This is a genomic window from Bacillus sp. F9_6S_D1_P_5, from assembly GCF_054823925.1.
Genome location: NZ_JBTREW010000002.1, coordinates 145005 through 160780, shown reverse-complemented (window position 1 = coordinate 160780; position 15776 = coordinate 145005). Strand labels below are relative to the sequence as shown.

11 protein-coding genes are annotated in these 15776 nt (G+C 36.7%); 3 read left to right on the top strand and 8 right to left on the bottom strand.

Translation table 11 applies throughout. The annotated features are described in order from the left end of the window. Positions 1-105 precede the first annotated feature (105 nt). Positions 106-816: a hypothetical protein gene (locus tag ACUXEY_RS03760; RefSeq protein ID WP_429600795.1), complete on the top strand. Its 711-nt coding sequence runs from the start codon at positions 106-108 to the stop codon at positions 814-816. Between the two features lie 90 nt (positions 817-906). Here the strand turns inward: ACUXEY_RS03760 and ACUXEY_RS03755 are convergent, their stop codons facing one another. Next, entirely contained in the window at positions 907-3510 is a 2604-nt protein-coding gene (locus ACUXEY_RS03755; protein ID WP_461300130.1) for a YhgE/Pip family protein, read from the bottom strand. 215 nt (positions 3511-3725) lie between these two features. Then, positions 3726-4298: a TetR/AcrR family transcriptional regulator gene (locus tag ACUXEY_RS03750; RefSeq protein WP_327957915.1), complete on the bottom strand. Its 573-nt coding sequence runs from the start codon at positions 4296-4298 to the stop codon at positions 3726-3728. A gap of 326 nt (positions 4299-4624) precedes the next feature. On the opposite strand from ACUXEY_RS03750, the gene ACUXEY_RS03745 reads away from it, so the two are divergent. Beyond that, complete coding sequence (locus ACUXEY_RS03745) at positions 4625-5479, top strand: hypothetical protein (RefSeq protein WP_353841396.1); 855 nt, start codon at positions 4625-4627, stop codon at positions 5477-5479. A 113-nt stretch (positions 5480-5592) separates the two neighbouring features. On the opposite strand, the gene ACUXEY_RS03740 is transcribed toward ACUXEY_RS03745, so the two are convergent. Together ACUXEY_RS03740 and ACUXEY_RS03735 are read right to left on the bottom strand one after the other, a co-directional pair. Further along, complete coding sequence (locus ACUXEY_RS03740) at positions 5593-5892, bottom strand: hypothetical protein (RefSeq protein ID WP_461300129.1); 300 nt, start codon at positions 5890-5892, stop codon at positions 5593-5595. Between the two features lie 101 nt (positions 5893-5993). Continuing rightward, entirely contained in the window at positions 5994-8360 is a 2367-nt protein-coding gene (locus tag ACUXEY_RS03735; RefSeq protein ID WP_461300128.1) for a DUF6359 domain-containing protein, read from the bottom strand. 241 nt (positions 8361-8601) lie between these two features. On the opposite strand from ACUXEY_RS03735, the gene ACUXEY_RS03730 reads away from it, so the two are divergent. Beyond that, positions 8602-9954 (top strand): DUF4026 domain-containing protein, encoded by a 1353-nt coding sequence (locus ACUXEY_RS03730; RefSeq protein ID WP_461300127.1) that lies wholly within the window; start codon positions 8602-8604, stop codon positions 9952-9954. A gap of 39 nt (positions 9955-9993) precedes the next feature. Here the strand turns inward: ACUXEY_RS03730 and hemY are convergent, their stop codons facing one another. The 4 genes from hemY to ACUXEY_RS03710 form a co-directional block, all read right to left on the bottom strand. Then, positions 9994-11415: a protoporphyrinogen oxidase gene (gene hemY, locus ACUXEY_RS03725; RefSeq protein ID WP_461300126.1), complete on the bottom strand. Its 1422-nt coding sequence runs from the start codon at positions 11413-11415 to the stop codon at positions 9994-9996. Positions 11416-11434: 19 nt separating this feature from the next. Then, positions 11435-12370 carry a ferrochelatase gene (hemH, locus tag ACUXEY_RS03720; protein WP_461300125.1) on the bottom strand — a complete coding sequence of 312 codons (936 nt, stop codon included), beginning with the start codon at positions 12368-12370 and terminating at the stop codon, positions 11435-11437. 14 nt (positions 12371-12384) lie between these two features. Then, positions 12385-13431, bottom strand: coding sequence for a uroporphyrinogen decarboxylase (hemE, locus tag ACUXEY_RS03715; RefSeq protein ID WP_461300124.1), 1047 nt, complete (start codon positions 13429-13431; stop codon positions 12385-12387). 177 nt (positions 13432-13608) lie between these two features. After that, positions 13609-15726: a transglycosylase domain-containing protein gene (locus tag ACUXEY_RS03710; RefSeq protein WP_461300123.1), complete on the bottom strand. Its 2118-nt coding sequence runs from the start codon at positions 15724-15726 to the stop codon at positions 13609-13611. Positions 15727-15776 lie beyond the last annotated feature (50 nt).

Below are 15776 nucleotides of genomic sequence, written 5' to 3'. Positions count from 1 at the left end.
TACGAAATTGTTGATGACGAAAAAATCCCACAAAACATTCGTTTCCATTTATGAAGAGGTTCAAATTTCGAGTTAGTTTTAAATATAATGAATGGAGAATACATAATGGACAATTTATTTAATCAAATTGCAACTTTTTTTAACATATCATTACCTCAAGAAATGATGAATGCTTTCAAAAATCCAATCTATTTGCAGCACAAGAATGACTTTTTAATACGCTTATTATCCTTTGAAGAAGCCATGGAAGTGTATTTATACCTACATGAAGATGTTAATATTTCAGAAGTTTTCCCATTATGGACAGATGATAATTCCAATTATGTAGGTGTTTACATGTTAGGGCCACTAACAGGAAAAGTTTGTTTTATAGACCATGAGGAAATAGATTTATCTCCAGTATATCCTCATGTACAAACGTTAATAAAAGCTCTATTAGAAAATCCTGAAAGCGATTGGTATGAACTTCCAAGATATTATCCTTGTTCCAAAGAGAATACGGATAAACTGCAACTAAAGCAAGATGTACAAACCATTAATGAATTGAAAAACCTTCTTAAAAACGATGAATTAAATGAAGCTAAAAGAACTCAATATTTATTTTCAATTATGGCTTTAACTCCTCGCGCACAATTACATGAAATACTTCCCCTCTTGGACGATTCGGATATGTGGGTACAAGAGAGAGCCGCTGAAATTCTAGGTTTCCATAGATACGTGCCAGCTAGCGAAAAACTAAATTGGGTTAAAGAACATGGCCAACATAACGGGAAATTAGCAGCTGAATTAGCATTAAAAAGAATAGAAATGGAATGAAAGAACGAAAACAAAAAGTAACACTAACATAGTAGACTACCTATAGAAACGATAAGTTAAAAGAAAAAAGCACCACAAAGGTGCTTTTTCCTATGCTTCAATCGATTGATTTTCCGCAATATTTCTAAATTGTCGTTTGTGCATCCAAGTTAATGCAGCAATCGTTCCAAGTGATAATACAACGATGAAAATCATGAGTACTCCTACGTTTTGCCACATGAAATTAAAGTCTCCACTTGATACGACTGCTTTCAATCCTGATACAGAGTATGTCATCGGTAACCAAGCATTGAATGGTTGTAAAAACTTCGGAATCAATTCTAGCGGGAATGTTCCAGCACTTGTTGTAAGCTGAATAATTAGTGTGATGATAGCAATGAAACGCCCTGCATCACCGAATGCTGTTACTAAACATTGAATTAATGCGATAAATGCTAAACTTGTAACGATGCTAAAGAGTATGAAATACGGAATACTTTGTACTTCTACACCTAATCCGAATAGTAATATAATATCTGCTACTATCGCTTGAATAATACCAACTGATAGTAACACGCCGAACTTACTAATAAACCAACTAAATCCTGATTTCGGAACGCCCACTGTATCACGTAATGGATATACGATAGATAAGAGTAATGCCCCAACAAATAAACCGAGTGATAAGAAATACGGTGTAAATCCAGTTCCGTAGTTAGGAACTTCCGCCATTTTCTCCGTCTTCACTTTTACAGGACTTGCAAACATATCATACGTTTTATCCGTCCCTTTCACTTCACCAGTTTTCTCTGCCCCTTCGCCAAGTTTCTCAGCAAGTTCACCTGAACCATCATTTACTTTTACGAGGCCATCTGTTACTTTACCAGATCCGTCTGCCAGTTTATTTACTCCATCGATTAGCTGGGTTGAGCCAGTTGACATTTTATTTAGACCACCATTTAGAATACCTAAGCCAGTTGTTACTTGACTGGATCCATCTGCTAATTGATTTACTCCACCTGCCATTTGGTTTGCTCCTACAGATAATGTACCTAAACCGCCTGTTACTTGGCTTGAACCGTCTGCTAATTGGTTTACTCCTGCAGATAATTGACCTAATCCTGCTGTCACTTTTCCAGATCCGCTTTGTAATTGCGTTACTCCATCAATTAATTGAACTGATCCATCTTTTAATTTATCGGCACCTATTTTTGCATTATCTAATCCCTCACCAAATCCATGAAACTTACTAACAAATTCATTTTGTGCATTCGTTAGTTTCTCGATACCACCTACTAGAGTTTTCACCCCTGCTGGATTTGGTAATTTATTTTGCAGTCCATTTGTTTTTTGATGTATTTCGCCTTTTAATTGTTTTACTTCTTCATTTAATTTATTTGTTCCACCTGCTACTCCGGCAGCTTTTTGCTGAACTGTCGCTGTACTTTTTACAGCACTTGTTATGAATGGTTGTAACTGCTCCTGATATTCTTTCGGTAAACTTTCAATTTGCTTTTGTAAATTCGCTACATCTTGCGCTGCATTTTTTGCATCTCCTGCTGTTGATTGCGTAAGTTCATTTAACTGATTTACATTCGCCCCAGCTCCATCTATTTTCTCATTTACTGTATTCAATATAGAAGGGCCTTTCGACTGCATTTCCTCTAAAGCTGCAGCAGAATTTTTCACTTTACTATTTAAATCTTGCAAACCTTTTTCAATTTTTTGAGAAGCTTCCTCTAATTGGCTTTGTCCCCCAACCAGTTGTTCCATACCATTTGATAGATCAGTTGTTCCTGTTTTTAATTCACCGGATTTACTTACTAATTTGTTCAAACCACCGGTCACTTTCTCAGATCCATCACGCAATTCACCCGTTTTACTATTTAACGTATTTAAACCGTTCGTTACTTTGCCAGATCCATCTACTAATTTCCCTATACCTATCTGCATTTCACCTGTTTTGCTATTTAGCGTATTTAAACCATTTGTTACTTGGCCTGACCCATCTACTAATTTATTAGATCCATCTGCTAACTTCTGAACCCCATCCTTCATCTCCCCAGACTTCCCTTGAAGTGTATGAAGGCCGTCCGTCACTTTACTTGAACCATCATGCAGCTCGCTTGATCCGTCGTGTAGTTTATTTGCTCCTTCCGCCCCATCTGCTAATCCTTTTGAGACGTCTTGAATGGAATCAAACATTTTCTCTGCATATGTTTTCGTTAACGTACTTGATACTTCACCTTTAATTTTTTCAATGGCTGTTCCGCCAATTTGTGAAGATAGGAAGTTTAAGCTTTCGTTTGGAATGTATTCTAAGTTTAATGGTTTTGGTTCATCTTTTAATAACGTTGTAGCGTTACTTGAGAAGTCATCTGGAATGCGTACTAACATGTAATACTTTCTACCTTCCATTCCTTTTTTCGCTTCTTTTTCACTTACAAATTCCCATTTAAAACTTGTATTGTCTTTTAAGTTATCAACGAGCCCTTTTCCGACCTCAATTGGTTTCCCATCAAATACTGCACCTTTATCTAAATTGACTACCGCAACTGGCAAATCATCTAACTGTTTATACGGATCCCAAAAGGCCCATAAAAACATACCTGCATATAAAATTGGCACGAATAAAACCGCGATAATTGGAATTAATATTTTTTTGCTTTTTATAATTTCAGTAAACTCTTTACGAAGTAACTGATTCCATTTCATCATTTCTCCCCCTTTTCTAAATGACCAAATCGTTCATTTAGTCATTTTCTCCCAAATAAAAAGGCTATACCTATTCATACATATGCCTTATCCCCGAATTTATACTATGCAACTTTTACTCAATATAAAATTACTATTTCTATTTTCCCTCCTTAAATTAAATATATGACCACTTTGTTCATTTGGTCATATTTTATAATAATAAAAGGATTATCTTAGTTTGACAATCCTTTTAATAAATAAAGTTCAAATAATTCTGCGATTTTTTCTTTTTCTAGCGGTTCATGATTTTTTTCCCAATCAAAAATAAGCGATACGTATAAGCGAAGCATAATAAATGCAGTAATTTCTGGATCACATTTGCTAATCTCACCTTTTTCAATCGCAATCCTTAAATACGATTGAATGACAGAAACGATTTCCACATCTACTTGTTGCATCACTTCTTGTACTTCTTTCGTTCCCATATCGCGCTCTTCTTGAATTAACTTAATCATGAGCTGATGTTCTTTTCTGAATTCTAATATGCTATATAATGCTCTATGTACATTTTCAAAAAATGAAACATCTGAACGAATTGCATTTTCTGCAACTTGCTTCATTTCTGTAATTAAATTAGAAATAATTTCACCAAATAGCTCTTCTTTATTTTTGAAAAAAGTATAAATCGTTCCTTTTCCTACATTCGCTAATTTCGCTACTTGATCCATCGTTGTTGCTTTATAACCGAACGCTGAAAAAGACTTTGTTGCAGCTTCAATAATAGAACGTTTTCGATCTATCGCCACATCGTCACCTCCAAAAATGACCAATTGGATAATATAGTCAATCAGTACATCTTTGATATTACCACACGCTTACATTCTATACAAGTTCTCTTTTTTATTATTTCCAGTATAAAAAAAATCCAGTCAAATTATATAATACTGTCATAGTGTATCAGAAGAAAAGCGAAAAAGAAAAGATGTTCTTAAGATGTGCAATTAAACCTTACTTAACGACAACGAATTTCCCTTTTTTCAAATAATCAAATAAAAAAACAAGAAAATGTTTACATTTAATAGTAATATAGAAAATAGACAAGTTTATCAAAATAGTGGAGGCTTTTTCAGTCATGATGCGTGCGCTTCGTTTAAATATAAAGCAAGCTTTTTGTAGTCGTATTTCTTTAATTATGATGTTTAGTGGATTCGTTCTTATTTGTATTTATCACTATTACTATGTCATTCGTTATTTAGGAGACGCAGCGAATGGTCCTATATCAACAGATATAAAATGGATTGGATTTCGCGACAATGAAATGGATGTTTATTTATTATTAATGCCAGTTATTGCGAGTATCCCCTTTAGTACAAGTTACAATTCGGATAAGTCAGATGGTTTTAAACCGTTTGTGAGCAAGGGGATTTCTATATTTCCTTATTCAGTAACGAAATATATCGTTACGTTTTTTTGCGGAGGATTTCTTTATACGCTTCCATTTATTTTATCGTTATTATTTTGCAAATTAACCATTCCAGACGGAACACCTACGGCTGGTTCAGGCATCATAAATGATGATGGAATGTTCGCAAACCTATATTTAGATGCGCCTCTCACTTACATTACTGTATATATCGGAATTAATTTTTTATTTGCAGGTTTAATGGCCCTTTTAGGACTTGCTGCATCTGTATGGTCACAAAAGGACTATATGGCAATTCTCTTTCCATTTGCAGTTGCCTCCATTCCGTACGTCCTGCTAAATACAATACTTCCTTCAATAGGCGGAGCACCTATTCATTTATATGATCCGAAACAACCATTACAAGGCATGTCACCGTACATTTTAATGATGCAATGTACTTTCTTCCTTCTCGTTAGCTTATTTATGTATATACAAGGAGTAAAGCGGGATAGAAAAAAATATAGAAGAAGAATACAAAAAAGAGAACGGTGTAGAAAAGCATTTCAAGCAATTTCAAACTAAATCGTTGAACGAATAAGAGCGTAATTCCCTAAGCTAGCTTAGAGAATTACGCTCTTATTATCAGTTACATCTATCAACCTTTTATTTTCTATACTCATATAATCCTCCCCCCTTTACGGCGTACCTGCCAATCCCCATAAAATTACGACTACCGCAAAGTACATCGCTTTAATACCTACAACTAAACATAATGAAATAATTGCATATTTACTTAGTTCCCTCCTTGCACCTATTAAAGTAAAAATCACTGCCAAACTAAACGTTACATAGGACAAGGCTGTATGTATTAAGTTATACGTAAGGTCTAAATTTTGAGTAAGTCCTGTTACATCAGCTACAAATTGTAGCATGACGATCATACTAAAAAAAATTGCAAGCTGATTTATTAATTTTCCATTTAACCATGCTTGCATCTTTAACCTCCTCGTTATAAAAACTGAATTTTTAATTAATTTTAACATGATTTTTACAGAAAAAAACGCTCAGTATATTTCTAAGCGTTTTTTACAACGATTTAAGAAGCTTTCTTCAAATCAATTTGAGCAAGTACTGGGTCGTGGTCACTTACACGTCCATGTTCTTTCATAATGTTTGAGTTTAAATGTACTGGATCTACAATTGTGTATGGTGCGATGTTGTTTGTTACTAAAATATGATCTAACACTTGTGCATTTCCTTCATGAATGTACGTGTAGCGGTTCTCTTTCGGCACTTTGTTTAACATATTTTTTAAGTTTGTTCCTTCTAGTGCTTTTAGTGGTTTAGCAAACTCAAAATCGTTCATATCCCCTAACACAACAACTGGTGCATTCGTATTCTTTTTCTGAATACCTTGTACGAAATTGTTTACTTCTTGTGCTAATTGAACTCGTTTTTCTTCACTCTTTAATACGAGTGGCTGCACTTTTCCAAATGGCGTTGCATCTCCTATTTTTGAGTTTAAGTGATTTGCAACGACAACAACATTTTGTCCTTGGAATGTAAATTCTGCCGCAAGTGGTTTACGTGTACTTTCAAACAATGGGTTTTCGTCTCCAATGCGAACGACATTTTTATTAAGTAACTTCGGTACTGCTGCTAATTTCACGCGTGATGGGTTGTAGAAGAAGCCGACGCGAATATTCGCTCCTGGTGCCCCTCCGTCTAGATTGTTGTTTGGAGCAATTTCTACATACTCATACTTTGGCCCGCGAATCTCTAGCACTGCATCAATAATACGTTTTGCGCTTAACGAAGCATCTGTTGTACCGTCATTAATCGTTCCGTTATTATCTTGCATTTCCTCTACACCGATAATATCTGGCATTTTTAAATTGTATTTAATAGAATACGCTAACGCTTTTACTTTTTCATCTGTTGTTTCTTTTTTATTCGCCGAGAAATTTTCAATGTTATATGTAGCAACTGTTAACTTATCAAGACGCGGCTGAATATTTGCCCCTACTTGCTTAAATCCGCCGTCTACTACAGATGGTAATTCCGTTATTGGCGCAATGCGGAATGAACCGTAATCATATCCGACTACTCCTGTTATATCTCCAGTGAAAGTATCTCCTACTTTTGCTACATAATCACGAGGTACTTTTACAGAAAGACGTTCTGGGTTTAATTGATTTTCATCTAATACAGGTGTGCCATATTTCGTTACGACTTTATCTCCACCATTTTCTACTGTTACATATAAATTCCCGTTTTTCTGAGGTGCAATAATTTTTGGCGTTGGCATCGTAACGCGCATACCTTCAATACTTTCATAAAAGTCGATTGCATCTTCATTTGGATCAAATAAACCGAATGCATCATTATCGATAATTTGATCAGGGATTTTTACACCGTTTTCTCCAAGTACAATCGGTGCTGGTAAAGGTTGATCTTTTGCAATTACAGCAACGCGGCTCGCTTTAATTTCAGTCGTCGTTAAGTCTGTGTCAAACCTTTCTGCATATCCAGGTCCAACATATTCTTCTACTTCTCCATCAACTTGAATAAGATCTCCTACTGCTACATTCGCATCCTTTTTGTACACATACATACCTTCTGAAGTAGCTAGATCATTATCTGGCTGATTATCTTCTATATAAAAACCGTTTTTATCGAGCGCTGTTACAACGCCTTCCACATTGTATACTTTCTTCCCTTTGTAAGGAGAAATATGTGATTTCCCTTGAATATCATGAATACGAACTTGTTCATTGTTTACGATAATAAATGAAAATGTTGAAATCGCTGAAGAATTAAGCCCTTCTTTCTCTGCAATTGCTTTAATCACACTGTTTTCATTCACTACAATTTGTCCGTTATAACGAACACTTTTGTTTGTTGGGTTAGAGCCATCTAACGTATAGTAGATTGTTGCTCCTTCTGTATTCGTTGTTAATGTTACCACTGTTCCCTTCGCAACTTCTCCACCACCAGGCGAAGCTACTACATCGCTAACACGGTTTTGTCCTTCCCCTTGAAACTTATGAGCTGTTACCGATTTTAAACCTGGGCTACTAAAATATAATTCAAGCGTCCCTGTTAAACTAACTTTCTTCCCTATATTTTCAGGATGATCTTTCACGTTTACTGCCGCTCTCACATCGCCTTTTGGCAACTGAACAGGCATGATTTTGTCTGGATTCGTTTCATTTGGCGAATCTGCAATTGCTACGTTTGTATCATCAAACTTAGCCGGATCTTTCGTGTATTTAGAAGGACTTTGCGTATATCCAACGATATATCCTTCCACTGTCCCCTTCGTTTTCCCTTGCTGCTTAAATACTTGAATTGCTTTTTCTACTGACATAGAAGTCGTTTCTTCTGCTTGTACTAAAGTTCCAGTAAATGAAAGCAATAGTATGAATGATAAAAAGACACTTAACAATTTCTTCACAGCCATTTTCCTCTCCCTATTTCATATTTTCTCAGCATTTCTATCATATCAAATGATTCGTTATATAGAATGATATTTCGACAAGTTTTACAAAAAATTTATTTAATTTACAAGCTTTCAAACTATAATACAAAATAATAATTTTACACTTTCTACAAATGCGTTTTATAATATGAAAGAGAAAAAACAGAAAATATCGAAATTTTATTGGCATGGAAAATGAATTCATTTGAATAGGAGTGATTGGATGGAAGTGCAAACAGAAACATACCGCGCAGCTATGAATGGAACATTAGAACGTCATTTTTCAGATATGATTGCCGTTATACCAACTAGAATTACAATTGAGCATTTAAAACAGCGGCTAGAAACGATCTCTACTAAAGTTGATGAGTTAAAAATTGTTTTTAGTGATGAGACAAGCCTTATTGTTGAGTTACATATGGATGAAACAATCATACCGTATGAACTGCATATTGATGAGGCGAATGACCCTGAAGAATATAAAATGTACAATAGACAAGATGCTACAATCGTAGATCGTCATTTTGAAGATGCTGCTTATGGCACTGAAATTTTTACTCGTACGCTATTTGTAGGCGATGTGCTGAACTGCTTTTTCCAGCAGTTACAGTTTTTATGGCACCTGGCTCCAGACTTGTTATTTGTAATCGATTCAAGTGCCGCAATGAAAGTGATATCTAGAAGCTATATTGAATATCACGTTGAAAATGAATTGTTACCTGACATTCCTGACTTGTACGTTATTCATTCTGTTTATGAGGACGATAAAGAAGGTGCGCCTACGCAATATTGGTTTCATACACACGGCCTTTTAAGAGCGGGCGTAACAGAAATAGAATTAATTATTCCAAATCGCATTTCTTCCTACTACGGTATTGGCGATCTTTTTCAAACATTTGCTAATAATGCCGTTGAGAATGGACAAGTCCCTATGAATGAGCCTATCGTTATCGCGCATAGTCAGCAAGGTTCTATACATACAGTAGCTGTTCCATGGGAAAAAGGATTATCTTATATTGGGCATAAAACGAGTATGGCTCAATTATCTTCAATTGAGGATGAAGAAGTGAAACTACAACCAATAGATGCGCAAAATACTTTCTTAGGTGGTATGGATGACCGAGATGAATACCATCAATCTCCATCCGTTCTCTTATTCCAATTTAATACTTCAGAAGAATATATTGAAAGCTTTTTCCAAGAACACGAGGAAGCTACAGGGCTCATGTTCTATAAAACAAATAGTGAAACCGATCGTATGGCTTACAATGCGAAGAATACTTTCGGATATTTCAGCAACATTTTTCACATTGAACAATCAAATGAAGATTTTCGTTTCCTCGCTAAGTTTGGTGTCTCCTACGAAGAAGGAAAAAGTGAACATATGTGGTTTGAAATGCAAAGCATTACGGAAGATTTCATTCAAGGAATACTCATTAATGAACCATATTTTATAAAAGATATGAGTGAAGGAAATAGTTATCATTTAGATTTTGATAACTTAACAGAGTGGGTTATTTATGCGGGAGATGCAGTGATAAAGCCAAATAACTTATATATGTTTATTGGTGAATAAGTAACAAAACGCCTTCAATGTGATTGAAGGCGTTTCACTTTATTGTGCAATTAATTCGGTATCCATTACTTTCTCCAAATGAGAGAGTACAAGCTTTGCGGCTTTCTCACCTTGATCAATACAGTCCGGAAGACCAGAACCAGCGTAAGAACTACCTGCCAAGTATATACCTGGCAACTCTTTTTCCATAAATGTTGTGAGTTTCTTCATTCGCTCGTTATGGCCTACTGTATATTGGGGCATTGCTTCTTTCCAGCGGCTTACGACTGTAAACTCTAGATCCTCTGTAATATCCATCGTCTTTCGTAAGTCTTCTAGTACGAGCTGAACGAGTTCCTCTTCTGTTTGTTCTACAACCGCTTCATCACCAGGTCGTCCAACGTAACAACGAAGTAGCATTTTTCCTTCTGGCGTTGTATGTGGCCATTTTTTATGTGTCCACGTACACGCTGTAATGGTGTAATCACTATTTCGAGAGACGACAAACCCTGTGCCATCAATATCGCGCTGAATGGCTGATTTTTTGAAAGCCATTGCTACATTCGCAACTGATGTGGACGGAATGTTGCGGAAGAAACGAAACTGCTTGTACTGCGCAAACATAGACGGCAATACTTTATGTGAGCTTGCCACTACGACCGCATCCGCTTCTATTTCTTTTCCGTTACTAAGAGTAATCGCATAGCCATCACCCTGTTTTGCAACTTTTTCAATGCGAGTTCCCTTTATTATCGTACCTTCATGCATCTTCACTTCGAGAGATTCTACGATAGATTCTAAACCTGTTTTCACTGTTTGGAAGATTCCTTTTTTCGGTTCAGATATCTCTTTTTTCGGGGCAAGTGTACGCATACCGAGTGAAATACTGCGATGTTTCTGCTCAATTTGATACATTTGCGGGAATGTTGACATTAAGCTCATTTCATCAATATCCCCTGCATAAATACCAGATAGTAATGGTTCGATTAAATTTTCAACCACTTCGTTTCCGAGGCGATGTCTGAAAAAGTGCCCGAGTGATTGATCAGATACTGGCTTTGATCTCGGCATTAATAGATCAAAACCAGCTCTTAGTTTCCCAATTGGGGAGAACAGCCCGGAAAATAGAAACGGCGTAATTTGCGTTGGAATTCCCATCATTGATCCGCTCGGCATTTTATGTAACCGATTGTTTACGAGGACAAATGATTGACCGGCCTTATTATTTACAAGTTCATCGCCAAAACCTAATTCTTTCGCTAATGTAGCTGCACTTTCTTTTCGTGCTAAGAAAGAGTCCGGTCCGCGTTCAATTGTAAATCCATCTTTTCGAACGGTTTGAATTTTCCCGCCAAGTTTACCCGATGCTTCTATCAGTAATGTATCGATCGGCAAGTTCTTGTCACGAATATCTTTTTGTAAGTGATACATTGTTGTTAATCCTGTGATGCCACCGCCGATGATTACAACTTTCTTCCTCAAGCATGCTCCCCCTTTCTTCTTACATTACAGATTCTTTTTTCTTTAATACAACGTCTGTTAAGCAATCAATAAATGCGTCCGATGCATTTGGCATTTCTGGACGATAATATTTCGCGCCAATTTCATCTGTTACAACTTTACACTCAAAGTCGTTGTCATATAAAACTTCTAAATGTTCCGCAACAAATCCAACTGGTGCGTATACGAATGAAGTATAACCGTACTTTTCATTTAGTTCTCTCGTTAAATCTTGTACATCTGGACCAATCCAAGGATCTGGCGTATTTCCTGCACTTTGCCAACCTACTGCATAGTTCGCTACTTCAGCACCTCTTGCAATATAATCAGCTGTTTCATTTAATTGATCTGGATATGGATCGCCAAGTGCGATAATTTTTTCTGGTAAGCTATGTGCAGATACGATTAATACTGCTTTTTCACGCTCTGCTTCTGACATACCGTTATATATACCTTTCACTGCATCAACCCAGTACTGAATGAATTTCGGCTCTTTATACCAGCTATCAATGCCGTGAATTGTTAAGTTTCCAAGTTTCTCAGCTTCTTCTTGCGCTCGTCCAACGTATGATTTTACGCTAAACGTAGAATAGTGCGGAGCAAGAACAAGTGCGATTGCATCTTGTATACCGTCGTTATGCATATCTTTCACTGCGTCTTCAATGAACGGTTCAATATGTTTTAAGCCAAGATACATATGGTACTCGACTTCATCTTGTACTTCATTTAAACGCTGTTCTAACTTTTTAGCTTGCTCTAATGTAATAGTAGCTAAAGGAGAAATACCACCAATTGCACGGTAACGCTCTGTTAAATCTTCTAGCATTTCAGGACTTGGCTTTCTTCCTCTACGAATATGTGTATAGTAACGTTCAATATCTTCTTCTTTATATGGCGTTCCGTATGCCATTACAAGCAAACCAATTTTCTTTTTCATACAGCAATGCTCCTTTACTTCGCTAACTGCCCTTTAGAGTATTCATGAATAAATGTAGTTAAACGTTTTAATGTATCTGGATTTACTTCTGGGAATACACCGTGTCCTAAGTTAAAGATATAACCCGGCTGTTTCATCCCTTGATCTAAAATACCTTTTACATGTTCTTCAATAACAGACCATGGCGCAAGTAAGAATGACGGATCCATATTACCTTGTACCGCCTTATGAACGCCGCGTGCACGTGCCTCTTCGATCGGTAAGCGCCAATCTAATCCTACTACATCAAGCGGTAAGTCGTGCCATTCATTTACTAAATGTGCAGCTCCTACGCCGTGCATAATCATTGGAACACCCATCATACGAACTTCTGCAAAAATACGCTCCATTGCTGGTTTAATAAATATGCGGTAATCCGCTACATTTACTGTTCCAACCCAAGAATCGAAAATTTGAACTGCTTTTGCTCCTGCGTTAATTTGCGCTTTTAAATATGTAATAACCATATCTGCTAACTTATCCATTAATGCGAACCAAGCTTTCGGCTCTGCATACATGAACGCTTTCGTATTATGGTAGTTACGAGATGGACCGCCTTCAATCATATAGCTCGCTAATGTAAATGGAGCTCCTGAAAAACCGATTAACGGTACGTCTAACATTTCCGTCGTTAATAAACGAATCGTATCTAATATGTACGGTACGTCATCTTCTGGATTAATTTCCCCTAGTTTTTCTACGTCTTGTAAAGAACGGATTGGATTATCAATAACTGGGCCAATACCCGATTTAATTTCTACATCCACACCAATTGCAGGTAGTGGTGACATAATATCTTTATACAGAATTGCTGCGTCTACGTTATATTGATCAACTGGCAACTTTGTAACGTAAGCACATAACTCTGGATTGTGTGTAATTTCAAATAAAGAATACTTTTCTTTTATCTTTCTATATTCCGGCTGCGAACGACCTGCCTGACGCATATACCATGCTGGTACATAATCAGTACGTTCCCCCCTACATGCTTTTAAAAATGTCTCATTTATATTTCTTACCAAGACCCTTGCTCCCTTCCTTACCAATGCTTCGAATACGTTCGATATTTATCTTTTTTTACTATACAGCTTGTAAAAACAAAATGCATAATATTATGTACGTTGTTCATTAAATTGACACAAACATTCTTAAAAACGCTTACTATTTTCACAACATTCTTATTATAACACAGAGAAAAACTATGGTTTAGCTACTTTTGACTTTTCTCCCTCGCGATTCGTTTGTTTGTTATATGGCACAACATAAAAGCTCGGTTTTGAAAAGATGTTAACGAACTTTTCTTCATATTCTCCGGCACCATTTACAGTGCCTACATGCGTATGGACTCCATTTTCCACTCTATAAATACGATACATAATTCTATCATCAGGAAGTGGTGTCCAGCTTAATTTCGCTTTAAATAAACCGAAAGGGCTAAACGCTAATTTCATTTTCACATCTTCAATTTTGCGCAGACGAATCGGAGCACCGATTGTTTCCACACCTTCTGGCTTCATAAACTGCTCTTTCTGTTCTACATTTGCCTTCGTTAAAATTTTCTTAAACAGTTTCGTTGCTGACGCACTTTCTCCTTGCAACTGATGCTCTTTATCTATGCGGTCATAACCAATCCAAACAGCGCCTACTAAATTTGGCGTATAGCCAACGAACCACATATCTCTCGCTCCATTATCGTCATTTGGCAGTGAAGTTGTACCTGTTTTTCCAGCTAACGCCCCGTTATATACACCTGCTTTCGCTGTCCCTTCCTTTACAACTCCTTCAAGCATTTTCGTCATATACCAAGCCGTTTGTTTTGAGAAAATGTTCGTTTCTGCTTTTGGCGATTCTCCAATAACTGCGCCGTGTCTATTTAACACTTTGTCAATAACGTGCGGCTCAATAATATCACCATTTGCTAAAAACGCACGATACATTTTCACAAGATCAAATGTTGAAACACCATTTTTCAATCCGCCAAGTGCTGTACTTAAACCAGCATCGGCAATATGAACATTACCTTTCTCTAAATATTGCTTTCCTTCTTCTACCCCTAATTCGTTTAATAAAGAAACTGCCGGTACGTTTGCTGATTCTAAAATTGCATCGTACATCGTCATTTCTTTCGTATATTGACGATTGTAATTGCGTGGTTCATAACCTTCAAAAGAAGTTCTTTCATTCTTTAATAAAGAATACGGATTATACTTTTTCGTTTCGAGTGCTGGTGCATAGACGATAAGTGGTTTTAGCACAGAACCGGGTTGTCTTTTTGCGAAAACACGATTAAAGCCCCTCGGGACATACTTCCTTCCGCCAATCGCCGCTTTAATTCCGCCCGTACGATTATCCATTAATAAAAATGCACCTTGCGCCCCCTCTTCTTTACCAGGGAAATTCTTTGCATCTTGAAACTGGTTATATGCTACCTTTTGAATTTTTTCATCCATCGGTACGACAAACGTATATCCTCCGCGAAGTACTTCTTGATGAGACAATCCGTATATACGTGCGGCTTCATCTATGACCATATCAACATACGGCATATATGCGAGCTCATTTTCGTCTAAGTTTTTATATAGTGCAATTGTCTTTCCTTGATAACGTACGCTATCTTCGGCAGTCAAATAACCTTGTTTATGCATAAGTGACAATACGAGATCACGGCGCTCCTTACTTTTCTCTGGAGAGAAATAAGGTGAATACCCGTTTGGCGACTTCGGAAGACCTGCAAGCATTGCTCCTTCTTCTACTGTTAAATCCTCTACATTTTTATTAAAATACAACTTTGCTGCTGCTTGAATACCGTAAGCCCCATGACCAAAATAAATATGATTCATATACATTTCAAGAATTTGTTGCTTCGTATATTTTTGCTCTAATTGAAGAGAGATTGCGACTTCCTTCAATTTACGCGTAACTGTTTTTTCACGAGTTAAAAAGACGTTTTTCGCGAGTTGCTGCGTAATCGTACTACCGCCTTCGATCTTCTCTCCAGCTAACGTATCTTTATAAAGAGCACGGAATATAGACGGATAATCAATTCCTTGATGCTCATAAAAACGAGAATCCTCTACCGCAACAAACGCCTGCTGCACGTATTTCGGAATTTGTTCGATTGGCACGAGGTCTCTATTTTCTACATATAATTTCGTAATTTCTTTCCCTTTCTGGTCAACGATACGTGATGAAGAGTGGAAAACGAGCTGCTTTTCATCCATCATATAGCCACCAGCTAACACGATAAGTTTATAAAGTACAATCGCTAATACGAGCGTTGCTAACCCACCTAATAAAGTCCACTTTACTTTCTTCATACATCGGCCTTCTTTCCAAATGATGGTACATTTATTATTTGAAAAAGAAG